Annotated in this window: 20 protein-coding genes and 3 tRNA genes; 12 read left to right on the top strand and 11 right to left on the bottom strand. The window is 38.2% G+C overall.

From position 1 onward, the window contains the following. Positions 1–25: 25 nt before the first annotated feature. Positions 26–874 carry a bifunctional methylenetetrahydrofolate dehydrogenase/methenyltetrahydrofolate cyclohydrolase FolD gene (gene folD, locus MKL36_RS00375; RefSeq protein WP_001229846.1) on the bottom strand — a complete coding sequence of 283 codons (849 nt, stop codon included), beginning with the start codon at positions 872–874 and terminating at the stop codon, positions 26–28. Positions 875–1,026: 152 nt separating this feature from the next. Between folD and MKL36_RS00370 the strand changes: the two genes are divergently transcribed. Both MKL36_RS00370 and MKL36_RS00365 read left to right on the top strand, forming a co-directional pair. Next, positions 1,027–1,100, top strand: a tRNA-Cys gene (locus tag MKL36_RS00370). 11 nt (positions 1,101–1,111) lie between these two features. After that, a tRNA-Leu gene (locus tag MKL36_RS00365) sits at positions 1,112–1,197 on the top strand. Between the two features lie 102 nt (positions 1,198–1,299). Here the strand turns inward: MKL36_RS00365 and MKL36_RS00360 are convergent. Next, positions 1,300–3,063, bottom strand: coding sequence for an alkaline phosphatase D family protein (locus tag MKL36_RS00360; protein WP_021510656.1), 1,764 nt, complete (start codon positions 3,061–3,063; stop codon positions 1,300–1,302). Positions 3,064–3,259: 196 nt separating this feature from the next. On the opposite strand from MKL36_RS00360, the gene MKL36_RS00355 reads away from it, so the two are divergent. Then, a tRNA-Leu gene (locus MKL36_RS00355) sits at positions 3,260–3,345 on the top strand. A 54-nt stretch (positions 3,346–3,399) separates the two neighbouring features. Then, positions 3,400–3,651 (top strand): hypothetical protein, encoded by a 252-nt coding sequence (locus MKL36_RS00350; protein WP_227521661.1) that lies wholly within the window; start codon positions 3,400–3,402, stop codon positions 3,649–3,651. A gap of 113 nt (positions 3,652–3,764) precedes the next feature. Here MKL36_RS00350 and MKL36_RS00345 read toward each other — a convergent pair whose 3' ends face one another. From MKL36_RS00345 to rlmE, 4 genes are all read right to left on the bottom strand, one after another. After that, positions 3,765–4,079 (bottom strand): DUF5713 family protein, encoded by a 315-nt coding sequence (locus MKL36_RS00345; RefSeq protein WP_000461267.1) that lies wholly within the window; start codon positions 4,077–4,079, stop codon positions 3,765–3,767. A gap of 134 nt (positions 4,080–4,213) precedes the next feature. Beyond that, entirely contained in the window at positions 4,214–5,065 is an 852-nt protein-coding gene (folP, locus tag MKL36_RS00340) for a dihydropteroate synthase (RefSeq protein WP_021510657.1), read from the bottom strand. Between the two features lie 131 nt (positions 5,066–5,196). Then, complete coding sequence (gene ftsH / locus MKL36_RS00335; RefSeq protein ID WP_001286662.1) at positions 5,197–7,092, bottom strand: ATP-dependent zinc metalloprotease FtsH; 1,896 nt, start codon at positions 7,090–7,092, stop codon at positions 5,197–5,199. A gap of 134 nt (positions 7,093–7,226) precedes the next feature. After that, entirely contained in the window at positions 7,227–7,877 is a 651-nt protein-coding gene (gene rlmE, locus MKL36_RS00330) for a 23S rRNA (uridine(2552)-2'-O)-methyltransferase RlmE (RefSeq protein WP_000235573.1), read from the bottom strand. 199 nt (positions 7,878–8,076) lie between these two features. On the opposite strand from rlmE, the gene yhbY reads away from it, so the two are divergent. Then, positions 8,077–8,400 (top strand): ribosome assembly RNA-binding protein YhbY, encoded by a 324-nt coding sequence (gene yhbY / locus MKL36_RS00325; RefSeq protein ID WP_000729551.1) that lies wholly within the window; start codon positions 8,077–8,079, stop codon positions 8,398–8,400. A gap of 14 nt (positions 8,401–8,414) precedes the next feature. After that, positions 8,415–8,951 carry a DOMON-like domain-containing protein gene (locus MKL36_RS00320; protein ID WP_002059670.1) on the top strand — a complete coding sequence of 179 codons (537 nt, stop codon included), beginning with the start codon at positions 8,415–8,417 and terminating at the stop codon, positions 8,949–8,951. 59 nt (positions 8,952–9,010) lie between these two features. Here the strand turns inward: MKL36_RS00320 and MKL36_RS00315 are convergent, their stop codons facing one another. Then, positions 9,011–9,598, bottom strand: coding sequence for a hypothetical protein (locus MKL36_RS00315; protein WP_001282876.1), 588 nt, complete (start codon positions 9,596–9,598; stop codon positions 9,011–9,013). Positions 9,599–9,911: 313 nt separating this feature from the next. Here MKL36_RS00315 and carA point away from each other — a divergent pair, with 313 nt between their 5' ends. The 5 genes from carA (at position 9,912) to MKL36_RS00290 (ending at position 16,130) form a co-directional block, all read left to right on the top strand. Then, positions 9,912–11,051 carry a glutamine-hydrolyzing carbamoyl-phosphate synthase small subunit gene (carA, locus tag MKL36_RS00310; RefSeq protein ID WP_000106446.1) on the top strand — a complete coding sequence of 380 codons (1,140 nt, stop codon included), beginning with the start codon at positions 9,912–9,914 and terminating at the stop codon, positions 11,049–11,051. Between the two features lie 14 nt (positions 11,052–11,065). After that, the gene (gene carB, locus MKL36_RS00305; protein ID WP_001126293.1) at positions 11,066–14,296 is read left to right on the top strand and encodes a carbamoyl-phosphate synthase large subunit; all 3,231 of its coding nucleotides are present in this window, start codon (positions 11,066–11,068) and stop codon (positions 14,294–14,296) included. A gap of 87 nt (positions 14,297–14,383) precedes the next feature. After that, positions 14,384–14,860 carry a transcription elongation factor GreA gene (gene greA / locus MKL36_RS00300; RefSeq protein WP_001190204.1) on the top strand — a complete coding sequence of 159 codons (477 nt, stop codon included), beginning with the start codon at positions 14,384–14,386 and terminating at the stop codon, positions 14,858–14,860. Positions 14,861–14,938: 78 nt separating this feature from the next. Beyond that, positions 14,939–15,571: a CatB-related O-acetyltransferase gene (locus MKL36_RS00295; RefSeq protein WP_021510658.1), complete on the top strand. Its 633-nt coding sequence runs from the start codon at positions 14,939–14,941 to the stop codon at positions 15,569–15,571. Between the two features lie 121 nt (positions 15,572–15,692). After that, complete coding sequence (locus MKL36_RS00290) at positions 15,693–16,130, top strand: universal stress protein (RefSeq protein WP_000966781.1); 438 nt, start codon at positions 15,693–15,695, stop codon at positions 16,128–16,130. A gap of 54 nt (positions 16,131–16,184) precedes the next feature. Here the strand turns inward: MKL36_RS00290 and MKL36_RS00285 are convergent, their stop codons facing one another. Continuing rightward, positions 16,185–16,514, bottom strand: a complete 330-nt coding sequence (locus MKL36_RS00285) for an MGMT family protein (RefSeq protein ID WP_005131011.1) — start codon at positions 16,512–16,514, stop codon at positions 16,185–16,187. 81 nt (positions 16,515–16,595) lie between these two features. On the opposite strand from MKL36_RS00285, the gene MKL36_RS00280 reads away from it, so the two are divergent. Then, on the top strand, positions 16,596–17,312 hold the full coding sequence (locus MKL36_RS00280; RefSeq protein ID WP_000722330.1) for a hypothetical protein: 717 nt from the start codon (positions 16,596–16,598) through the stop codon (positions 17,310–17,312). On the opposite strand, the gene MKL36_RS00275 is transcribed toward MKL36_RS00280, so the two are convergent. From MKL36_RS00275 to MKL36_RS00265, 3 genes are all read right to left on the bottom strand, one after another. After that, positions 17,309–19,033 carry a CapA family protein gene (locus MKL36_RS00275; RefSeq protein WP_021510659.1) on the bottom strand — a complete coding sequence of 575 codons (1,725 nt, stop codon included), beginning with the start codon at positions 19,031–19,033 and terminating at the stop codon, positions 17,309–17,311. The genes MKL36_RS00280 and MKL36_RS00275 overlap by 4 nt on opposite strands. After that, on the bottom strand, positions 19,030–20,685 hold the full coding sequence (locus MKL36_RS00270; RefSeq protein WP_021510660.1) for a poly alpha-glucosyltransferase: 1,656 nt from the start codon (positions 20,683–20,685) through the stop codon (positions 19,030–19,032). Before MKL36_RS00270 ends, MKL36_RS00275 begins: the two co-directional genes overlap by 4 nt. A 149-nt stretch (positions 20,686–20,834) precedes the next feature. After that, positions 20,835–24,395 carry a beta strand repeat-containing protein gene (locus MKL36_RS00265; RefSeq protein WP_249409280.1) on the bottom strand — a complete coding sequence of 1,187 codons (3,561 nt, stop codon included), beginning with the start codon at positions 24,393–24,395 and terminating at the stop codon, positions 20,835–20,837. Between the last annotated feature and the right edge of the window lie 55 nt (positions 24,396–24,450).

Raw genomic sequence — 24,450 nt, 5'->3', positions numbered from 1 at the left:
AGGACGCCGCCGTGAATAAATTAAATTAACCTAAAGCTTTTTCAGCAGCTTCTACAGTTTGACGAATCAAAGTTGTAATGGTCATTGGACCAACACCACCTGGTACTGGTGTATAAGCAGAAGCAATTTCTTCAATACCTTGTAATTGAATATCGCCTACACCGCCGCCATCACGTGGATGGAAACCAGCGTCTACAACAACTGCACCTTGTTTAATCCAGTCTTTTTGAATAAGTTCAGCTTTACCTACAGCACCAACAATAATGTCAGCTTGTTTCACAAGCTCAGGTAAGTTTTGTGTACGTGAATGACAAATCGTTACTGTCGCATTTGCTTGCAACAACATCATTGCCATTGGTTTACCTAAAATTGCTGAACGTCCAACTACAACCGCGTGTTTGCCAGCAATTTCGATATTGTTTTCTTTAAGAATCGTCATAATGCCAGCAGGAGTCGCTGAACCATATGCAGCTTCACCCATTGCCATACGGCCAAAACCAAGGCAAGTTACGCCATCTACATCTTTTGCTAAAGAGATCGCATCAAAACATGCGCGCTCATCAATTTGTGCAGGAACTGGATGTTGTAAAAGAATACCGTGAACATCTGGATTGGCATTAAGCTTTTCAATTTCAGCTAATAATTGTTCTGTTGTGGTTTCTTGTGGTAATTCGATTTTTAATGAATCCATACCTACTCGGCGGCAGGCATTCCCTTTCATACGTACATAAGTTGCAGAAGCACCATCATCCCCAACCAAAATAGTCGCTAAAATTGGGGTACGACCTGTTTTCGCTTTTAAAGCTTCAACACGTACCAACAAATTTTCTTCAATTTGCTTTGCTAATGCACGACCGTCTAAAACCAATGCCACAGCACATCTCCAAGGTAGACATGAATTTAATGTGCCAATAATACATGATAATTTCGACAATTTTATTCTAGATGTTGTTTTTATGTGCATCTTCGCTCAAAACAGTATTGTTTTTTTTGTAAAGGTTGCTAATATGTGCATCACCAAATGCAGGCGGGGTGGCAGAGTGGTCATGCAGCGGACTGCAACTCCGTGGACGCCGGTTCGATTCCGACCTCCGCCTCCAAATTTGGTAAAGCCCGGGTGGTGAAATAGGTAGACACAGGGGATTTAAAATCCCCCGCCCTCAAAGCGTGCCGGTTCGAGTCCGGCCCCGGGCACCATCTTCAAGTACTGAATATGGTGTCATAAAGAATCCAGCGTAAGCTGGTTTTTTTATGCCTAAAAAAAGGGTTACCTCAGCAACCCTCTAATTTTCTATAATTTCAAGCAGTCTTTTGACCTTGTTTTAACGGCATCAAATTTAGATTCAATACAATATCGTTTTGTCGGCTTGAATCTATCTGATATTCGGTATTTTTAATTGAATCTACAAATCTCCACTCAGAATGAACTTGCACCTGATCTAGAGTAACCAACAAATATCCTCGTTGATTTAAATTACAATAAACCAATTCATCAATTAATGTAGTAAATGCAAATTCAAACTGTTGAAGCTGAGCCAGTGGAATACTTAAATATTTTTCCAAACCTGGAGACGATACAGAGCTAGTCGCTAATTCAACTCCAACATATTTCCCTTTCTGGCTATATAAATAAGATGCCCATGCATTATGTGTATCCCCGGCTAACACAATGATCTTTTTATTAAACTCTGCCAATTTATCGTACACAAACTCTCGCTCAGCATAGTAACCATCCCAAGCATCGAGATTATATGGCGCAACCGTCATAATTCTTGCTTTTTCTTGGGCTGTTAATGTCGGATCATTTTGTTGTAAACGAAGTTTTAAAGCGACCAACTCGGTAATTTGTGCATTCATCTTAGCAAGCGCATCAGGCGAAGTTCCTCCTGAAGTAATTTGCCCTAAAGACGCCAACAACTCAGCTGGAATCCACATTTTACTCATTAAAACTTGCTGCCCTACTACATTCCATGTTGCTGTAGATTGCTTTAATTTATCAACCAACCAATCTCTTTGTGTATACCCCATCAAAGTACGCACCGGATTAGTTAAATCTCCCTGAAACTTTGCAATATCCAAACCTGTAGTCGTCATGTAGTCTGCATATGCAAGCTGCTTATCACGCGCAATAATACGCGTATCTAGCATGGTTAACTGAACAAGAGAGCCAAAATTAAACTGGCGATAAATATTTAAATGATCTGTACTAGAAACTGGACGAATTGGCATCCATTCAAAATAGGCTTGTAGGGCAGCTAATTTACGGTCCGAAAAGGCCCCTTCATTACTTTGATGGTTTTCCGCCCCCTCACGCCAAGCATCATTTGCCAACTCATGGTCATCCCAAATCACAATAAAAGGATAGCGCTGATGAGCTGCTTGTAAATCTTTATCTTGACGATAAAGCGCATAACGTTTGCGGTAATCATCTAATTTAATAATTTCTTTATTATTATCGGCAGGTAAATTACGGCCTAGCTTGATTGCATCTTCTGTCGCATAGCCATCTGCCCCATATTCATAAATATAGTCACCCAAGTGAATAATGACATCAACATTCTGTTTTGCCATTTCACGATAAACATAAAAGTAACCCGCAGGATAGTTAGAACAAGAACATACTGCAAAGCTCACTTTATTGGTGGATGTTGGTAATGTTTTCGTCTGCCCAACTGGTGAAACTTTATTACCAAATTTAAAACGGTAGTAGTACACCGTATCTGCTTGTAACCCAGCTGCATCAACTTTCACTGTAAAGTCATCAGTCTTGCTTGTTTCAACCATTCCCGTCTTTAAATTTTGTTTAAACTGATTATCGGTTGAAATTTCCCATACAACTTTTAAGCGCACCCCAGAGTCTGTCGGTGTTACTCGTGTCCACAAAATAACTTTATCTTGTAGTGGATCCCCGCTTGCGACACCATGAAGAAAATCTGCTTGTATTTCTGGGCTTTCATCATCTGAGCCATCATTACAACCTGTAAAAGCAACAGGTATAGATAAAGCCCCAAAACCGAGTAGACTTTTTTGAATTAATTCTCGGCGTGAAATTTTCTCTGACATAAAATTACCTAAGTTTTAAGCAATGAGTGTCTTAAACTTAAGTAGAGAAGATGAACAACTGATCTCAGTTTGATGAACAAATCATGACATAAATTGGTTAATTTATAGAAATACTGATAAGAACTGATTGAAAATAAAGCAAACTCTCTGTTTTTCTCTTGCCAATCGCGCACTTGTCCTCTATTATTGCGCACATGCCCGGGTGGTGAAATAGGTAGACACAGGGGATTTAAAATCCCCCGCCCTCAAAGCGTGCCGGTTCGAGTCCGGCCCCGGGCACCATTTTCAACTATTGAATTTGGTGCCATAAAGAATCCAGCGTAAGCTGGTTTTTTTATGCCTGATGAAAATAATGCCATGATCAGAATATTAATATTTATATCCGCTCTACTCTTTTTTATACCCTTTGCAAATGCCAAAGATATATTTAACGGTACAATCTTGTTCAAAAATAATGATTGGCACTTTGTACGCTGCTCTATTACTCAAGATGACTATCTAATTGAAGCCCCTCAAGAGATATTTACTCAATTTAAAGAGCTACAGCAGCAACAAAAAACTATTGGGTCAGCGTATTGGCAGAAGTAAATGAACAGCAGAATGGAAATTTAATTTTAAAAATTGAGAAAATAGACGAAGTTCATTTAGACGAGACATGTCATTTATTAGAAGCTCTCAAAAATTTTGAAAATCGAGAGTAATCACCACTCTCGATTCATCACCAACTCTTCCATTTCCAGATCTAAATATCCTGCATCTTGTACCACCATCATCATTGCCTCAGCAATATAATCAGCAGCACTATCATCAAGCGATGAGTCTAGATCTTCGAACTGTGGCTTCATTTCATTAATTTCATTTACAGTCTGATGAGCATATCGATAGATATCTTGCTCAGCTAAAGCAGGTTTTTGAACTTTTTTAGCAAATTGCTCAATAAGCTGCTTGAGTTCAGCGACCAAAATATCTGGATAATATTCATCATCAAACATTGGGAGAAGTAAGTCTTCAAACATACAAAAGTTTACACAACAGCAAAAACTTGCCGCTTATAACATATTTTCGTAAAAATCACGAGATATTTACCCGACTCACTCATCCACTCTATTTTAATGAGCACTGAGCAAGTCCAATTTTATAACGTCATTATTTAGGCTTGCTGTATCGCTTTCCAAACTAAAATTGCTTCATGCATTTCCTTTACATCATGCGCTCTTACAATGGATGCTCCCTGCTGAATACTAAGCAAATGCCCAGTTACACTTCCCACAGCACGTTGATCTGCAGGAGCGCCCTGTAAAGCTTCACCTATGAAACGTTTACGAGAAAGGCCAGATAAAATTGGATAACCAAGTTCATTAAGTTTCCAAAATTCTTTTAATAGTTTTAAATTTTGCTGGGCATTTTTCGCAAAGCCAAATCCAGGATCAACAATAATATTGTGCTTTTTTACCCCAGCAGCCAAAGCCTCATCAATACGCTGTTGCAACTCTTGCATCACATCGAGTGTTACATTAGTGTACTGATCCAACTGATTCATTGTCGTTGGTTCACCGCGCATATGCATAATTACTACAGGTATATCTAATTCTACGGCAGTTTTTAAAGCATTGGGACGTGTTAAGGCACGGACATCATTCCAGATATGTGCTCCTGCTGCTTTTGCTGCGCGAATAACTTCTGGCTGACTTGTGTCGATCGACAAAATAACGTTATGGTGAGATAAAGCCTCGACCACAGGTACTACACGACGCACTTCTTCTTCTACTACAACTTCTGAAGCACCAGGTCGGGTAGATTCCCCCCCAATATCAATAATAGTCGCGCCTTGCTCAATCATACTAAGTGCATGATCAACCGCTTGGTCTAATTGGTTATGTTTACCACCATCACTGAAAGAATCAGGAGTGACATTTAAGATACCCATAACATGGGGCTGAGATAAATCTAATTGAAGCTGTCCACACTGTAAAATCTGCTTTGGTAAAGATATTAACTGCATAAAAAGCTCCGGTTCAAAATCAGCGGCTATTTTAGCAAGTAAGCTTTACATGCTGTCGATTTCTTTTCAGCTTTATCCAAAGTTAAGACAAATAAAAAAGCCACATGACTGTGGCTTCTTTATTAATTAACTTAATTCATCGCTGGTAATGGCGGCGGAGTAGATGGACCATCTTTTGGCGGCTCAAACGCAGATACCGGATTTTCAGCAATATAAACTTTCGGTGGTTGAGGTTCGCGGCCTTCCATGATGTCACGGATTTGGTCACGATCAATAGTTTCCCATTCCATCAACGCTTTAACCATTGCATGGGCGATATCTTTATTATTTTCCAAGATATCACGAGCAACTTTATATTGTTCATCTAAAATACGGCGTACTTCCTGATCAACTTGTTGTTGAGTCGCTTCAGAAATTGTACGGCTACCTACGTTACCAAAGAATCCATTTTGGTTTTCATCTTCGTAAACCATCACACCCATTTTGTCAGACATACCGTACTTCGTTACCATCGCACGAGCCATTTTTGTAGCACGTTCGAAGTCATTTGAAGCACCAGTCGATTGCTGCTGAATGAAGACTTCTTCAGCAATACGTCCACCAAACAAAATTGCAATTTCATTTAGCATTTTGTCTTTATAGTGGCTAATCTGATCTTGTTCAGGTAACTGCCAAGTTACACCTAAAGCCCAACCACGCGGCATAATTGTTACCTTATGCACAGGGTCAGTGCCCGGTAAAATCTCAGCAACAATTGCATGTCCGGCTTCATGGTAAGCAGTTGCACGACGCTCTTCTTCACGTAGAACCATTGATTTACGTTCAGGACCCATATAGATCTTGTCTTTTGCATCTTCAAAGTCATGCATATCGACAGTGTTCTTATTGCGGCGAGCAGCAAACAAAGCAGCTTCATTTACAAGGTTTGCCAACTGAGCACCAGAGAAACCAGGCGTACCACGAGATAAAACTTTAACATCTACACCAGTAACTGAAGGCAATTTTTTCAAATGTACATTCAGAATTTGTTCACGACCACGGATGTCAGGTAAACCAACCATAACTTGACGGTCGAAACGGCCTGGACGTAATAATGCTTTATCCAATACGTCCACACGGTTAGTCGCAGCAATAACGATTACGCCTTCATTACCTTCAAAACCATCCATCTCTACAAGCATTTGGTTTAAGGTTTGCTCACGTTCATCATGACCACCACCTGTACCTGAACCACGGTGACGGCCTACTGCGTCAATCTCATCAATAAAGATGATACATGGCGCATGACGTTTTGCTTGTTCAAACATATCACGGACACGGGACGCACCCACACCCACAAACATCTCAACAAAGTCAGAACCAGAAATGCTAAAGAATGGAACTTTTGCTTCACCAGCAATTGCTTTGGCTAATAACGTTTTACCAGTACCTGGAGGACCAACCATAAGCACGCCACGTGGAATAGTAGCGCCCAAGCGTTTGAATTTTGCAGGATCCTTTAAGAAATCTACAATTTCCACAACTTCTTGTTTCGCTTCATCACAACCGGCAACGTCAGCAAAAGTCACTTTGATTTGGTCTTCAGAAAGCATTTTTGCCTTCGACTTACCAAAACTCATCGGACCATTTTTGCCGCCTGCACCACCACCCATGTTACGCATAAAGAACATGAATAACAAAATGATTAACAGTACAGGGAAACTAGCAATGAGAAGTTGCATCAAAATGCCTTGACGTTGTGGTGCTGTGCCCTCTACAACAACATTTTGCTTGTTTAAGCTTGGCATAAGTTCAGTGTCTTCAACCTGCGGACGAACAGTTTCAAACTGAGATCCGTTAGTTTTTTCACCACTAATATTTAAACCGTCAATCGTGACTTGCTTAATTTGGCCAGCATTCACCGCTGCAACAAAATCTGAATATTTCATTGCAGTTGGCTTATTGCGGTCACTGATATTACTGAAAATTAAAATCAGAACACCAAGTATTATTAGCCACAATACGGCATTCTTGAAGTAATCGCTCAAAGCTTTATTCCCATATCAATCTAATTTGATCATGCCCAAACTTGGCCGATCGTCTTAAAAACAGCAATTGTCTTGCTTGCGGATAACCTAAAAGATACAAAATGCACAATTTTTAGGAGCTTGGCAAGTAAACTTTATTGCAATGCTTTCTTACGCCCTTGTCCAACCAAAAAAACTTCTTTAGATCGTGCCCGAGAAGCTGCTGGTTTTGCTGTTTTTAACACATCAAAACTATCAACGACTTGTTTACGAAACTCATCAAATCCTGCGCCTTGGAACACTTTAACAACAAACTGTCCATTTGGACCCAAGACTTTCTGAGCAAAGTCTAAAGCAAGTTCACACAAGTAAATCTGTCGAGGTTGATCAACAGCCCTATTACCTGATGTATTGGGGGCCATATCAGAAATTACAATGTCTACTTGTCTTCCGTTTAAAATATTTAACAATTTTTCAAATACAGCTTCTTCTCTGAAGTCGCCTTGTAAGAAAGTGACATCTGGCAAAGCATCCATAGGTAAAATATCGGAAGCAATAACCAATCCTTTACTACCAACGAGTTTCCCAGCGATTTGTGACCAACTCCCAGGAGCTGCTCCCAAGTCCACCACTGTCATGCCTGGCTTGATCAACTTATATTTTTCTTGAATTTCAAGAAGTTTATACGCTGCTCGTGCACGATATCCTTCCTTTTGTGCTTTTTTTACAAAAGGATCGTCTAGATGTTCCCTCATCCACGCACGACTACTTTTAGACAATTTTTGGTTGGTGATGCGTGTTGCCATAACTCACTAAATATCAAAAAAACTTCTGATTGCTCATTGTACGTGAAAATTACTCTCATTACAGTACGGATGTAACGTAATCTCAATAACTTTTACAGTTTTTTTCCAATAATGTTGATCGATTATTTATACAGTTTTTCGTACATTTGATTTTAAGTTTTTTGCTATACTAAGTCGTTTTTAAAATCAGGTATTTTTAATGGCCGCTTTATCTATTCATGAACGTAAACGTTTACGTCAAATTGGTCATGTGCTTAATCCGGTTGTCATGATTGGTGGACAAGGCTTAACAGACGCTGTTATTGAAGAAACGCTTCGTGCTTTAAACGATCATGAACTCATCAAGGTAAAAATTGCTGGTGAAGACCGTGAAGCTCGTGCCGCAGTAATTGATGCGATTGTAGAAGCAACTGGTGCTGAAGCTGTCCAGAAAATTGGTAAAATTGTTTTACTCTATAAAAAAGCAGCTAAGCAAAATCAACATTTATCTAACCTTGTTCGTCACGCACACTTAGCAAACTAACTTATTGACTACTTATGGCAAGTTACGAACTTTCAGCTTTTGATCGTTTTCATGCTGTTTCTGTTGTTGGCGCAATTGAACAGCAAGCCCCATATACATTAAATGTGGGTTTTTGGATTCGTGATCCAAACCAACTAATTATCTGGCCCCAAGAAGTCGCAGCTCATCCTCGCCAGGACTTTTTGTGGGAAGAAACTTGTTTTGAAATTTTCATTGGCGTGCATGATGAAGATTTCTACCGGGAAATTAATCTTTCCCCTTCTCAAGCATGGCAGACTTACCAGTTTGAAGAATATCGCTATCCGGAAAGCATGCCTCCCCTCGTTGCTTACGATATCGAATTGAATCATCTCAAACGTACCCACTATGGGTTAAATGTAAGTCTTGACTTAAGCCAGTTTATGCAACAGCACCGCTTAAAATGGTCAAACCTTTATCTAGGTTTGACTGCTGTTTTAAAAACAAAAGATGGTATGCAGTACTATGCAATGCAGCATAGTGGAAAACATGCTGATTTTCATAATAAACGTGATTGGCTGCATGAGTTTTAAAAAACAAAAAAGCGAGAAATTAATTCTCGCTTTTTTTATTAACTTTTAATGCTAAATCTTTAGTGATCTCTTGCTTTGTTCCAAGCTTCAACCGCATTATTTTTAGTGCGTTTTAAGCTTTCAGTTAAAGAGTCTTTGTGTTTTAAAGAAATTTGGCTAATGTCACCTTTAAGTTCCTTAGTCACTTTGGTTAGATCTTCAATTAATGCATTGATTTCAGCTTTTAAAGTATTTTTTAATTCATTCAATCCTTCTTGTGAAGTATTGAACTGAGCTTTAATCACATCAAGACGCTGTAAAATATCTTGTTTAATCTGAGCAAATTGATTGTGAATGTTCTGATTCAATTCTTGAGTTTCAGCTTCAATCTTTTCTTCGGTCTCATTAATTACAGCTTTTACTTGCTCTTGTGTTTCTGCAATAGCTTCTTTAACTTGCGAAGTCGCTTCGTGAGCCACTTCTTTGACCTGTTCTGTTTTTTCAGCTACAACTTCTTTTACCTGTGTAGCTTTAGTGCTAACCGCTTTTTTAGCCCGAGTCGTCGTTTTGGCTACGGCCTCTTTAGCTTCCGCTACTTCTGTCTTTACAGTCTCTGCTACTGCTGAAGTATTCTCAGCTATATCTTTTGAAACTTGGTTATCGCTCATGCTATTTCCTCGTATTGTTTATTTTTTAGCTAACATTACAATAAGAGGAATTAGACAATTTCAGCAGCCAGATTGTCAGACAATTTGCTAAAAGTATCAATTTCAGACAAGTGGATGAATTTTTTTGCTAAAAGCAAGCAATGAATTAAATTTTTTAATAGAAAATAAATAGACTTTTTAAGGTTCCATGCGTATAATGCGCTGTTAAGTTACAAGCGAGCAGACCAGTGAGGAGGGGCATGTTTTTTTAGAACATCGCCTATCTTTTTTAGGTCTACTCGCTTTTTTACAGCCGAAATTCAGGAGCTTTGGTTTGAGCACCCCCGCCATTTTAGCCCTCGCAGATGGAACGATCTTTAAAGGAACGTCAATCGGCGCAACGGGAAGTACGACTGGAGAAGTCGTTTTTAACACAGCCATGACAGGCTATCAAGAAATTTTGACTGACCCAAGTTATGCACAACAAATTGTGACATTAACTTACCCTCATATTGGTAACACTGGTTGCAACGAAGAAGACGTTGAATCTGGTCGTATCCATAAAGTATGGGCGAATGGTTTAATTATTCGTGACCTTCCACTATTACACAGCAACTTCCGTTCTGAGCAATCATTAAGTGAATATTTGCAAGCGCACAATGTTGTCGCAATTGCTGATATTGACACACGTAAACTTACTCGTATTTTACGTGATAAAGGTGCACAAAATGGTTGCATCCTTGCCGGCGAAAATATTACTGAAGAAGAAGCAATTGCTAAAGCTCGCGCTTTTGGTGGTTTAAATGGTTTAGACCTCGCAAAAGAGTGCTGTGATCCGACAGGTTTTGAATGGTCTGAAGGTTCATGGGTATTAGGTAAAGGCTTTACTCAACCTGAGTTAAAATACCATGTGGTTGCATACGATTATGGTGTCAAAACCAACATCTTGCGTATGCTTGCAGACCGCGGTTGTAAACTTACTGTTGTCCCTGCTGAAACTCCGGCTGAAAAAGTATTAGCACTTAATCCGGATGGCGTATTCCTTTCAAACGGCCCTGGCGACCCAGCTGCTTGTGATTACGCTATCGAAGCTGTAAAAACTATTGTTGAAACCACAACATTACCTGTATTTGGTATCTGTTTAGGACACCAAATCTTGGCACTCGCTTCTGGTGCAAAAACTGTAAAAATGAATCATGGTCACCACGGTGCGAACCACCCTGTACAAAATCTTGAAGATGGTACAGTGATGATTACATCTCAAAACCATGGTTTTGCTGTAGATGCAGAAACATTACCGGCTAACTTAAAAGCAACGCATAAATCATTGTTCGATGGCACTCTACAAGGGATTCATCGTACAGACAAACCAGCTTTCAGCTTCCAAGGTCACCCTGAAGCAAGCCCAGGTCCACATGATTGTGCACCTTTGTTCGATCATTTCATCGAACTTATTGAAGCATCTAAACAGTAATTAAGGAGCGAATAATGCCTAAACGTACGGATATTAAAAGCATCTTAATTATTGGTGCTGGTCCAATTGTCATTGGTCAAGCTTGTGAGTTTGACTATTCTGGTGCTCAAGCATGTAAAGCACTTCGTGAAGAAGGCTACCGTGTTATTTTGGTTAACTCTAACCCAGCAACCATTATGACTGACCCTTCAATGGCTGATGCAACTTATATTGAGCCAATTACTTGGCAAACTGTTGCTCAAATCATTGAAAAAGAGCGCCCAGATGCAGTACTCCCTACTATGGGTGGACAAACTGCACTTAACTGCGCACTTGCACTTGATGAAAATGGTGTATTAGAAAAATACGGCGTAGAACTTATTGGTGCAACAAAAGAAGCAATTGAAAAAGCTGAAGACCGTAAATTGTTTGATGAAGCAATGCGCAAAATCGGCTTGGAATGTCCAAAAGCTGCCATTGCTGAAACAATGGAAGAAGCATTGGAAATTCAATCTCGCTTTGGTTTCCCTGTAATTATCCGTCCATCATTCACTATGGGTGGTTCAGGCGGTGGTATTGCATATAACCGCGAAGAATTCCTTGAGATTTGTGAACGTGGTTTCGATCTCTCTCCTACTCACCAATTATTGATCGATGAATCTTTAATTGGCTGGAAAGAATACGAAATGGAAGTTGTTCGTGACAAAAACGACAACTGTATTATCGTATGTGCGATCGAAAACTTCGACCCAATGGGCGTTCACACAGGTGACTCAATCACTGTAGCACCGGCTCAAACCTTAACTGACAAAGAATATCAATTGATGCGTAATGCTTCAGTTGCAGTTCTTCGTGAAATTGGTGTTGAGACAGGTGGTTCTAACGTTCAGTTCGGTATTAACCCGAAAGACGGCCGTATGGTTGTGATCGAGATGAACCCACGTGTATCTCGTTCTTCTGCGCTTGCGTCTAAAGCAACTGGTTTCCCAATTGCAAAAATCGCAGCCAAACTTGCTGTTGGTTACACCCTTGATGAATTGAAAAATGACATCACTGGTGGCGTAACTCCTGCAAGCTTTGAACCATCAATTGACTACGTTGTAACAAAGATTCCTCGTTTTAACTTCGAGAAATTCCCACAAGCAGAACCTGTATTAACCACTCAGATGAAATCTGTTGGTGAAGTCATGGCTATTGGTCGTAACTTCCAGGAATCTGTACAAAAAGCATTACGTGGTCTTGAAGTTGGCGTAAGCGGTTTCGATGAGAAAATCGAAGCTGGTGCAACAAATGTAAAAGAAACTATTCTAAAAGAGCTTAAAGTTCCGGGACCTGAACGTATTTGGTACGTAGCAGATGCATTCCGCCATGGCTTCTCTTTAGATGATGTATTTGAAGCAACTAAAATTGACCGTTGGTTCTTGATCCAAATTCAAGATATTGTCAACACAGAAGCTCAAGTAAAAACTTTAGGTTTTGGTGATCTCACTGCTGAAAATATCCGTTCGTTCAAACGTAAAGGTTTATCTGACCTTCGTATTGCGAACCTTATGGGTATTTCTCAAAAGCAATTCCGTAAGCAACGTTGGAACTTGGGTGTTTACCCTGTTTACAAACGTGTTGATACATGTGCTGCCGAGTTTGAATCTGGTACAGCATATATGTACTCGACTTACGATGAAGAGTGTGAAGCTAACCCATCAAATCGTGACAAGATCATGGTTATTGGTGGTGGTCCAAACCGTATTGGTCAAGGTATCGAATTTGACTACTGCTGTGTACACGCTGCTTTAGCAATGCGTGAAGACGGTTATGAAACAATCATGGTGAACTGTAACCCTGAAACTGTTTCTACCGACTATGACACATCTGATCGTCTATACTTCGAACCTGTAACACTTGAAGACGTTCTTGAAATCGTACGTACAGAGAAGCCTAAAGGCGTAATCGTACAATACGGTGGTCAGACTCCACTGAAATTGGCACGTGCTTTAGAAGAAGCTGGTACTCCAATTATCGGTACATCTCCAGATGCAATTGACCGTGCAGAAGACCGTGAACGTTTCCAACAAATGATTCAACGTTTACAGCTTCGTCAACCAAACAACAGCATTGTAAAATCTGCTGAAGAAGGTATCTCTGAAGCTGCGAAAGTTGGCTATCCATTAGTTGTTCGCCCATCTTATGTATTAGGTGGCCGTGCAATGGAAATCGTCTATAACGAAGATGAACTTAAACGTTATCTTCGTGAAGCAGTACAGGCTTCTAATGAAGCACCTGTTCTTCTTGACCACTTCCTTGATGATGCAACTGAAGTTGATGTTGACTGCGTATCTGACGGTAAAGATGTCGTGATTGGCGGTATTATGCAACACATCGAACAAGCAGGTATTCACTCAGGTGACTCTGCATGTTCTATCCCTCCTTACTCTCTTTCTAAAGAGATTCAGGATGAGATGCGTCGTCAAACAATTGCGATGGCAAAAGAACTTGGTGTAGTTGGTTTAATGAACGTTCAGTTCGCAGTGAAAGGCAACGATATTTACGTTCTTGAAGTAAACCCACGTGCATCACGTACTGTTCCATTCGTATCGAAATGTATTGGTGAATCTTTAGCAAAAGTAGCTGCTCGTTGTATGGCGGGTCAATCACTTGAGTCTCAAGGTTTTACTAAAGAAATTATTCCAAATCGTTTCGCAGTAAAAGAAGCAGTATTCCCATTTGCAAAATTCCCTGGCGTAGACCCAATGCTTGGTCCTGAGATGAAATCTACAGGTGAAGTAATGGGTGTTGGTCAAACCTTTGGTGAAGCATTCTATAAGGCTGTTTTAGGCTCAAATGACCGCTTACCAGGCTTGCCAACTGAAGGTGAAGTAAAGCATGCGTTCTTATCTGTTCGTGAATCAGACAAGAAATACATCGCTGATATTGCTAAGAAATTAGTTGAATATGGCTTCAAACTTGTAGCAACAGGTGGAACATATCAGGTACTTAAAGAAGCAGGTTTAGAATGTGAATCTGTAAATAAAGTAACTGAAGGCCGTCCACATATTGTTGACCGCTTGAAAAATGGTGAAATACACCTTATTGTCAATACTACTGAAGGCAAACAAGCTCAATATGACTCTGCAATGATTCGTCGTGCTGCCCTACAAGGCAAAGTGTATTACACAACGACTATCAATGGTGCAGAAGCGGTTTGCCAAGCCTTTGCTGTGAAATTGCCAATGGATGTATACCGCTTGCAAGATTTAACTGTAGGTTAATTTTTTTCCGATAAGTCCCGCCACCTTATCGGTGGCGGGATTTTTTCATTTTTTTAACTGTGTTTTCTCAACTTAAGAGGGACCGAAATGCAACGTTATCCAATGACCCCTGAAGGTAAAATCGCCTTAGAGAAAGAATTACAACATCTGAAAACTGTTGAACGTCCACGTATTACTCAAGCGATTGCTGAAGCACGTGAACATGGGGACTTAAAAGAAAATGCAGAATATCATGCTGCTCGTGAACAGCAAGGTTTCTGTGAAGGCCGTATCCAAGATATCGAAGGAAAATTGGGTGCTGCACAAGTCATCGATGTTAAAGACTTAGAACAAAACGGTCGTGTTGTATTCGGTGTTACGGTAACGATTGAAAACCTTGATACTGAAGAACGCAAGACTTATAAGATTGTTGGTGATGATGAAGCTGATTTTAAAATCAATAAAATTTCAGTAAATTCGCCAATTGCACGTGGCCTTTTGGGTAAAAATGAAGGTGATGAAGTAAAAATTACCACTCCTCAAGGCGAAGTGGAATACGAAGTTGTAAGTGTAGAATACCTCTAAGGTAATACACTTGAACCCCTCTTCATGAGGGGTTTTTATTTAATATGGTTTGGCTCATTTTTGTTTGGATAATAAATTATGGATACTCCTCTAATTAACACACCAGTCCGCCATTGGTGTGAATTTGAGTTTATTTCCAAAACTGTGAAAAATCCAAATATCCATATTAAAGGGAATTACTCTTACTACTCGGCATATTGGGATCAAGGTTTTGAACGTTGTGTAGTGCGATATCTACATGACAAGCCTTCTACTCCAGACAAGCCAATTGATCAGCTCTATATTGGTAATTTTGTTTGTTTTGGCGCTGAATGCGTGATTATGATGGGTGGTAACCAACTTCATCGGCCAGACTGGATATCGACATTCCCCTTTGATACCCGAAGTTTTTTAGCCGCTGGTGACACTATAATTGCAGATGGCTGCTGGATTGGAAGCCGTGCAATGATTATGCAAGGTGTAAAAATCGGTGAAGGTGCTGTTGTTGCAACTGGAGCTGTGATCACTAAAGATGTCCCCCCCTATGCAATTGTTGGTGGCGTACCTGCAAAAATTATTAAATACCGTTTTCCTCAAGAGCAAATAGAAAAACTACTTGCTTTAAAAATTTATGATTTAGATGAAAAACAAGTTTTAAAAATGCGGGAATATTTACAAACGGATGATATAGATGCATTAACAGCACATCTTAAAAAATTACAGAGCGAATAAAATATATTTGCAAGAATTTCTTGCTTAAAAACACAAATGATTACGTGCTCGAATTTCAATCGTAAGAAAAGAAGTATAAAGTATTGAATAAATAACCATCATTACAATAAGGAATAAACTCATGTTATATCAACATATTCTTGTACCAATTGACGGTTCTGAAACTTCTATGGTTGCTATGAAAGAAGCAATCAAAATTGGGAAAGCATTAAACAGTAAAATTACGGTTGTACAAGTTATGGCACTTGACCCGATTATTGCTGACCTTTACGTTAAGACGGGGCAAACCAATGAATTGATTGAGCGTACTAGAACATATTTGCTAGATATTTTAGAGCAAGCCAAGCAACAATTTTTGCAAGAAGGTCTTAGTGTAGAAACCAAATTACTTGAAGGTTTTGTTGTTCACGAAGAAATTATTCAAGCTGCACAAGAGCTTAATGCTGATCTGATTGTGATGGGTTCTCATGGCCGCACGGGTGTACGAAAACTTGTATTAGGAAGTGTTGCGCAAAAGGTCTTAGGTGAAAGTCATATCCCGGTTTTAATAGTTCGTTAAAACTAAAAAGCCTGTCTAGCTTATGGAGCAAGGCAGGCAATTATTAAAATACTTTTAAGGCTGCCAAGCAAATTCCTTTAAGTTTACTTTGCCATTTAATAAATAGATTCCCTCTGCTTCAAGCTTTAACTGCTGAATATTTTCGCCCTTTTCATTAAACTTACTTAGGCTAATTTTACCTTGCGAATTAATAACACGATACCAAGGGACCTGATGATCTGCCTCAAGATGCTTAAGCACATACCCAACTAATCTGGCATGTTTAGGTAAACCTGCCATACGAGCAACTTGGCCATAAGTTGCAACTTTTCCATATGGAATCAAAGCGATGACTTCTAAAATTTGTCGATGTAGTTCATACTGAGTTGTCAAAATGGAATCCATAAACGTTGACATTATTCATATCATATAAAAATTTTTGAATAAAATTAAACCTACTCTAAGATGAGCTCAAGGGAAAATCGCATGAAAAAAATATTGCTGTTGATCAGTGGAACTTTACTGTGTGTTTCTTGTACTACTCGTCCCCCTCTGCAAAAGCCAGACTTATTAGAGGAGCCTGGTAATAATAGACCTGTAGTCCCTGTAACTTTCGTTTTTACAACAAACAATCCTTCTGCTGCACAATTTGATAACTTTACGCAGATGCGTAAAGAAATCAGCATCCTTAATAAATATTATTTAGATGACCAAGGAAAGAAAATATTTAATTTCAAATTAAACCGTTATATCCCTTACAAAGAGTTCTCAAAGTTACATTGTGATTTAAAACAACAAATTAACCAGCCTTATCCCATTTCTACTGAAACTATTCCTGCCAGTGTAAATACATGTTTTCCTAAGCGTACTGCAAGTAAAGAAGTCATTGTTTTTATTTATGATGCCTACTCAACAAAATGGAAATTTAAAGATGTTACAAGTAGAGCATTTCGTAATAATGGCAAACCTTTTATTTTATTAGATTGGAACCGTCTAAATTATAATATTCAGGCTGGTAGTGTGCATGAGATGGGGCATGTATTTGGTCTAAAACATGTTTGTGCACCGAAGGCTACAAAACGTACTCCAACCAATATTATGACAAGTGCCGAATGTAAATTAGGTAGTGGTGGCTTAAGAAATTTAGGGTTTACTCCAGTACAACTGCAAACCATTTTATCGACTTACAACCAATATCCTTAAAATTTAACTTCAAGATATCTCCCTAATTGATCTTGGGATGCCATGTAATTCTCAGGGGTCAGTAAAGATGTCATATAAATACTGGCCTTTGAGAAGTCTTCAGCATCTACAGGATAAGGCTGCCAAAATGTTTGTAAATTATTGGTGTAAATGGGGTAAAGGCGAATGATATCTTTTACCAAATCAAGTCTAGCTATACAGCCAAATGGCAAAGCATTTTGCTGTTCATATTCACCGTCACTATTAAACACTGCATTGCCTATATTAAAAACAATAGGCTTTTGATTGATGATCTGAATTGGCTGAATAGTATGAGCACCATGACCAACGATCAGATCCGCTCCTGCTTGGGTAAGAATAGTCGCGAGTTTAGTTTGGTCTTTTGTAATAGGCTTAAAGTCGACACCCCAATGACAAATAACAATAATTTTGCGTTCTGGATGAGCCTGCTTATAACGCATTATTTGTTCAAGTAAAACGCCATTTAAGCAAGCTACTCCACTTCTTGATCCTAACGCATAAAAGTCATAATCCAGATAGGCCGTGTCTCTATGCCAATAACCATTAAAAATCGCATAGTGCTTAGTCTCAAAAGTGATTTCAAAGTAATTGTGAGCATCTTTTTGGTTCAGTCCAGCGCCAATATAAGAAATACTCGCCTGATCCAACTGATGTAATGTATAGGCTAATCCTTGCTCACCGTAATCTTTCAAATGGTTATTTGCTAAGACCAAATAATTTAGATGAATGCTCTTAAATTCTTCTAATGTTTTTTTAGCATCTGCTTTTAAAACAAATGGCTTTTTATCTTTTAACGGCGATTGATTTTCTAAAGAAAATACTGCTTCAAAGTTAGCGATGTTGATGTCATTTTTACCTAAAAAGGGCTGTATTTTTTCAAATGAATAATGATATCCATATTGCTGTAAGGCATCTGTTTGCCCTCTAGACTTACGCTTTTCGGTATACATTTCACCAAAATAGGTATCTCCAAGAATATTGATAATGCCTGTTTGAGAAGAATATTTTTTTGCCTCGACATGCCCTTCTTGAAAATAATGGTAGTAAGGAACCAAATGCTCCAGACGGTGAATATCATCCAGAAAAGAGAAAAAACCGATGCTCCGGTTATGTTCGGAATAAGTGATATAAATCTGTCTAAAGGTATGTGAGATATATAAAACCGAAGTGAGTACCGGATGAGCAAGCAAAGGTGTAATCGGTTGATATACTTTATTTTTAAAAGAAAGTGTTCTAATAAAGAAAAGTTTTTTCAGCTCGGCTGGATAGCTATAAATGTGTTTTACCAATAAAAATAGATTTTTTAATTGATTAGGTGCTCTTAAAGCTAACTGGTAATCTTCTGCTCTTTTAGACAAGATCAATTGTGTTTGCTCAATAGAGCCAAACAGCATATTGCTTAAGGCATCTTTAACATCATTTGTCTGAGTAAAAATTAAGAATTGTAAGAGCTCGGCAAATGTATATGACTCATTTTTTTTTAGACCTAAATTTTGTTTACCAATTTTCTTAATTTTTTGTTCAGGAACCCGATAGACTTCATCAGCTTGAACTTTTTTTTGATGAAATTGTTCTAATGCATAATCAATCAGTAATAATGTAGAAATGTCTCCATCAATTTCAAATGCCCAAATTTCCTCTTCAAATTGAGCATGATCAAGAGCAGCTAGCAGCTTAAGTTCAAATAGAGGGTAAGTCATATCTCACCTCCTTCGAAATCTTTTACGTAGGCAATATAACCAGAAAGGTTGTGTTCCTGATCATCAATTCTTACTCTAAAGCGGTCATGCCGTACATAAAAAGCATGCAATATTTTATCTGGTCGAGCCATATACATGGCTATTTCCGGATAGAAAAAACCTGTGGTTTGAAATTCGGCTCGAAAAATAATGAGTTTTTTTAACTCAGACATATATGCTTGTTCAAAAAGTGCATTATGGCCTTGCTCTTTTAATCGATTTACCATTTTATAGGCTGCCATTAGCATTTCTAATAAAGTGGCATATGTTGTTTTTCTATTTCGAATAAAAATAAAATGTTTTAAATAATTATTTAAACCAAAAATAAAATATTTTTCTTCAGGACATATTTTTGTAAGCTCATTGGTACAATAACTTAACCAGTGATCATGATATTTTTCATATCTTTTATGAATAAAATTTTCAAACATTAACTTAACTGTGTCTAATAATCTTTTATCCTGATTAATTTGATATAACCTTAATAAAGCTAATGCTGCTTCTCCATCATAATAAATGATTCTGAACTTTTCTTTTAAATCATAATTTGGATAATTTAATACATGAGTAGTTAATCCATCCGGATCTACTAATTCTAAAATACCATAAGCAAGTTTCTCTGCATATTTTAAATAATCATCTTTTCCTGTGATTTCTTGATATTTCGTTAACATTAAAATAGCTGCGGCATTTGCACCTAATTTAATTTCTAGCTCCCCTTCTTTACCATCAATCATAAAAGCAGTTATTGGGTCTTTTTCTTTATAGAAAGTAGTAAGTGCGTATTGAATTGCTGCAACAATTTTAGGCCAGTATTCAGGTTTATCTTGTACTTCAAAAGTCTCTAAAAGCGCGTAAAGCGAAGTACAGTGACGTACCGTATTATAGTTCCGTATATCACGATCATAAGCAGGAAAATATCCATAAATGAATTTGCCATTTTCTTGAATCTGGCTATGTAAAAACGCTGCATTTTTTTCAATGAGGTCTCTAAAGTGCTGTTTTTTATTACTAGCAATGGCTCTAATACCATTTGCATCGTAGCGACTCGCTAAATTAATAAATTGTCCATTTTCATAAAAAGTTGCATAGGTATCGAAAGTCCACACTTCTTGTAGTGACTGAAGTTTAATTTCCGGCTTTGTTGCACTATATTTTTGTTTAATTACATAGTTCAGATTTGTTTCATCAAAAAAGTTCGGCTTGTCATAACTTAAGCCCCGAATAATGGCTTTTCCATATATTTCTTGCTCCAGAAAAGCTACCGAACAGGAATCATCAAATCCAATACCTCTGCGGTAATGATTATTGTGAAATTGGTGATGAACCTGCTGCTCTATTTGGTTCCAACTTTGCTTTTCTAAATTATACGCAACATCAATTTTTATGTAGTCTGGAAGTTGATCTGGCGAAAACTGATCATCAATAAAATCAAATAATTGTAGAGTTGCTTGTGTAAGCACTGTTTTTTCACTATGCCATACGCTACATCTGTGATCTTTAGGGCCAAATGATATAAATAAAATAGTTTCTTCTTGAAGGTCTGAAACATGGTGAACAATATGTTCTAACCAAAGCTTGAGCTGTCTTTTGAAGTCTAAAAATACCGCCACTCGAATTAAGTCCCTATCCGTTATTTGTTGTTCTATAAAATTCTCAATGCATCATAGCATGAACTCTTTCAAAGCTAGGTTAACGTATTGTTTAAAAATAAAAAAAGAGAACCCTAGGGTTCTCTTTTTCTGATGAAGTCAATTATCTATTAATAGATAATTGAATTATTATTTAACAAATCTACTAAACTAGTAATAGGATTTGTTGCGTGGTCTTCATTAGTTAAAGTTAACAGTGCGGTAGGAGTTGAAATACCCCCACTACTACCATCTCGGTCAACCAATAAAGTAACCTGATTCCCACTAATACTCACACTAAGATAATTATTAATATTATCTGTGGTAGCGCCTGATAATAAAGATGAAACATCGATTTTATCGCCTTCAGACATATTAAAATCTAACCACTGATCAGTTCCATTCCCACCTGTTGGGCTTGAACCGTTAAGTACATTGTAAATTAACAAATCAGCGCCATCACCTAATGTGAAGACTTCATTTGCGGATTGACTAACAGCGATATCGTTCCCTGTTGTACCAGCATCTGGCGTACCAATCAGAACATTATCAGCATCTACTTTAATTGTTAAAGTTTGTGTGTTTACAGTACCATCCAATGTCTCAATTTTATATGTAAAGACATCATCTTTACCAAGGTCAGCAATTTTACCATTAGCTTGATAACTATAGGTTCCATCTAAATTAACAGTTAAAGTTCCATACGCTCCTACTATTGGTGTTGAATTTGCATCCAAATAATTGCTAGGCGTAGTCGATCCAGCCGCAACACCAATTTTAAAGACACTTGAATATAATATATCATTAGAAATTAGGTCACCTGATACAGAAGATGCTGTATATGTTGTATCTTTAATATCTAATTGAATATTATTAATACCAAATGTCTTACCAGTAGTATTCGTCCAGTTATACGCTATTGAACCATCACCATAACCAATATTTAGATCATAGTTAGCCGACGAATTTCCTGTATTAGTCACTTTATAATAATACTTCGTACCACTGGTGGTTGATGTCCAAGTGGCCAATTGAGTATCGAATGCTAGTGTTCCTCCATCTCTCTCTAATTCAATAACCACATTATAAGCACTGGTTTGGTTTCCTCCTCCTAAGAAGCCAAAGTCTTGAGTCACATTTGATGGTAATATTGATGTGAAAGAAATATATGCTGTTTGCCCTGCACCTAGGGTAAAACGCCCAGAATCATCTGGTATTGCCGTACTACCTGTCTCAGGAGGTGAAGTAGGTAATACACCGTTACTTCCAGTTACCTGAATACTATTTGAAGAATCACCAGAACCATTTAATACCTGATCGAATAAAGTAGTAACTGTACCTGCGGAAGCCTTATTATCAGCGGTCAGTTGCGTTACTAACTTATTAGCTTCTTCTAGTCCTGTTTTACCCGTCCAATCTAATGTAACTAAATTAGAGTCCAAACGAATATAAATAGTTGCCTGTTTTGAATGACCATCATTATCTTGTACGGTATAAGTAAATGCTTCAACCTTACCTAAGGCAGTTGCATTAGCCGTCATTTGATAACTATATGCACCAGTTGAATCTATAGTTAAAGTACCATACATCCCTTCAATGACTTTAGGAGTACCAGACACTACAGTTTCATCTACACCTGCTGTAGTTTCTTTAATGGAAACAATTGACAAATCTAAACCTATCGGTGCAGCAGTATCATTAGATAAAACATTACCAGTAATAAGATCTGTATTGTTAATGGTTGCTACTACATCGTTAGACGATAATATTAAATTACCTAATAAGTTCAGAGATAATAAGTTACTTAAAGCACTCGAGGTTGAGGAATTTGGAGCAAGAATAAATTTATAGACACCAGCATCATCCAAAGATATGGATTGCGAACCAGACGCGGTAAAAGTTAAAACATTATTGTTTAACGTATATGCATTAGCAATAGTATTATAAACTTCATAGCTACCTGTTGATGTTTGTTTAGCAATAATCAAATCAAGACTACCACCAATATTTCCACCTAAAATAGCATCAATTAAATTCCCAACTGCACTTATATCTAAACCAGTAGACCCACTTGCCGTTAATGTTAAAGTGATTTGTTCATTTGTACCGACAGTCACACCAGGAGCGGATGTAGCACTCAGATCTAAATCAATTAAATCTCCAAGAACACCAGCATTAGCTAAAGTAAAAATACCACCACTAATATTTGGACGATCTGCTGTAGTAGATAACTCATAGTTAGTTTGGTTAGGATCATCAAGCGCGACAATATTATGCAGACTTGCAATTGTTGGTGTAGAAATATTGCCAGCCGCATCTTTTGAAGTAACAACCACTGTGTCCCCTAAAGCGATTGCAGGGTTCAACGTGACTGTATAACTACCATCAGGATTAGCTGTAGTTGTACCAAGTAATGTATCCGGAATACCATCGCCATCACTGTCTGTACCACCATAGACATTAATAACACTATTAGCTTCCGCAGCTCCAGCAACACCAGTAACGGTGGTTTCATCCAATGAAGAAACAATTGGTGCTTTTGGTGCAATAACATCTGCCACACTTATAGTTAAAACGGCTGTATCTGATTGAGTACCGTCTGATAAAGTGTAAGTAAAATCATCTACCTGACCATTAGAATCTACACTACCATTCAGCACATAACGATAAACACCATCTTTATTAATATACAAGGTACCATACAAACCTTTAATCACGGCATCTGTACCATCAGTAGGGACATCAACTCCATCTACTTTGGTCACAAGTGCTGCATCACTATTACCACGATCATCTGCTCCAGATCCATTGTCATCAAAAACATTACCTGATACTTGTGGTGTAGTGTAATAAGTTTCTGAACCATTGATGGTTACATTGGTAAACTCAAGTACACTAAGTAAATTATCAACCAATGCGTCTGCAATATAATCTAAAACAGTATCAACACCACCTAAAAGACTACCAACTAATGGTATTTTCACAATTGCTGCGACAATATCAGTCACAGCTAATGTTTCACCAGCAGCATTAGCAATATTTAACAGTGGTTCTAAAACATTTCTTACTAGAGTTCCTAAATTTAATACTTGACCATTTAAGGCAGTTTCTACCGCATCTAATACAGCATCCTGATTGTCAGCTCCTAATAAAATACCTTGGTCACCTAGTTGTGCTAATGTTAAATCATCTAATAAATCACCAATAGCACTACTATCGTTCTGCACTACAACACGATATTGACCTTCTGGTACACCTGTTAGATGCACAGCTATTGTTTTGCCATCATCTACAATACCTAAAACCCCTAAACCAAGCGCATCAGCAATTAAACCTCCATTTGTAGTTGTAGCCGTGGTGTATTGTACCCAATTAGCCCCATCAAAATATTCGACTAATACACTAAACCCGGAAGCAACTGCTATCAAATTGTCTTGGCTTACTTGAATAACAACATCACCTTCATGACCTGTACCAATATCTGCGCTATTTCTAGGGACAGAAAACTCAACATTCATTGAAGTATCACCAATAATAGAGGTATCAAGAACATTAATATCTTGAGCTATTATTGGTGCGTCCCAAATAGTACTTACAAACGTACCTGGATCAAACGTTACATTATCATTAATAGCATCAATGGTATCTAGCGCTACCGCTGTCGCTGTATCAGTCGCAGGGTTGCCGTTCACATCGGTCGCTGTCCCAGTGTAATCCCCAGCCAATGCTGGTGCCGCAATGCTGCCA

It is taken from the genome of Acinetobacter sp. AOR12_HL, assembly GCF_027855275.1.
Lineage (GTDB): Bacteria > Pseudomonadota > Gammaproteobacteria > Pseudomonadales > Moraxellaceae > Acinetobacter > Acinetobacter baumannii.
Note: the sequence above shows the minus strand (reverse complement) of the source record. Positions and strands in the feature narration are given on the sequence as shown.

Bases quoted from the DNA above. Each gene is read 5' to 3' on its own strand.
- MKL36_RS00360 (WP_021510656.1), bottom strand. From the start codon at position 3,063: ATGTCAGAGAAAATTTCACGCCGAGAATTAATTCAAAAAAGTCTACTC.
- MKL36_RS00350 (WP_227521661.1), top strand. From the start codon at position 3,400: ATGCCTGATGAAAATAATGCCATGATCAGAATATTAATATTTATATCC.
- MKL36_RS00345 (WP_000461267.1), bottom strand. From the start codon at position 4,079: ATGTTTGAAGACTTACTTCTCCCAATGTTTGATGATGAATATTATCCA.
- folP (WP_021510657.1), bottom strand. From the start codon at position 5,065: ATGCAGTTAATATCTTTACCAAAGCAGATTTTACAGTGTGGACAGCTT.
- rlmE (WP_000235573.1), bottom strand. From the start codon at position 7,877: ATGGCAACACGCATCACCAACCAAAAATTGTCTAAAAGTAGTCGTGCG.
- yhbY (WP_000729551.1), top strand. From the start codon at position 8,077: ATGGCCGCTTTATCTATTCATGAACGTAAACGTTTACGTCAAATTGGT.
- MKL36_RS00320 (WP_002059670.1), top strand. From the start codon at position 8,415: ATGGCAAGTTACGAACTTTCAGCTTTTGATCGTTTTCATGCTGTTTCT.
- MKL36_RS00315 (WP_001282876.1), bottom strand. From the start codon at position 9,598: ATGAGCGATAACCAAGTTTCAAAAGATATAGCTGAGAATACTTCAGCA.
- carB (WP_001126293.1), top strand. From the start codon at position 11,066: ATGCCTAAACGTACGGATATTAAAAGCATCTTAATTATTGGTGCTGGT.
- greA (WP_001190204.1), top strand. From the start codon at position 14,384: ATGCAACGTTATCCAATGACCCCTGAAGGTAAAATCGCCTTAGAGAAA.
- MKL36_RS00295 (WP_021510658.1), top strand. From the start codon at position 14,939: ATGGATACTCCTCTAATTAACACACCAGTCCGCCATTGGTGTGAATTT.
- MKL36_RS00290 (WP_000966781.1), top strand. From the start codon at position 15,693: ATGTTATATCAACATATTCTTGTACCAATTGACGGTTCTGAAACTTCT.
- MKL36_RS00285 (WP_005131011.1), bottom strand. From the start codon at position 16,514: ATGGATTCCATTTTGACAACTCAGTATGAACTACATCGACAAATTTTA.
- MKL36_RS00280 (WP_000722330.1), top strand. From the start codon at position 16,596: ATGAAAAAAATATTGCTGTTGATCAGTGGAACTTTACTGTGTGTTTCT.
- MKL36_RS00275 (WP_021510659.1), bottom strand. From the start codon at position 19,033: ATGACTTACCCTCTATTTGAACTTAAGCTGCTAGCTGCTCTTGATCAT.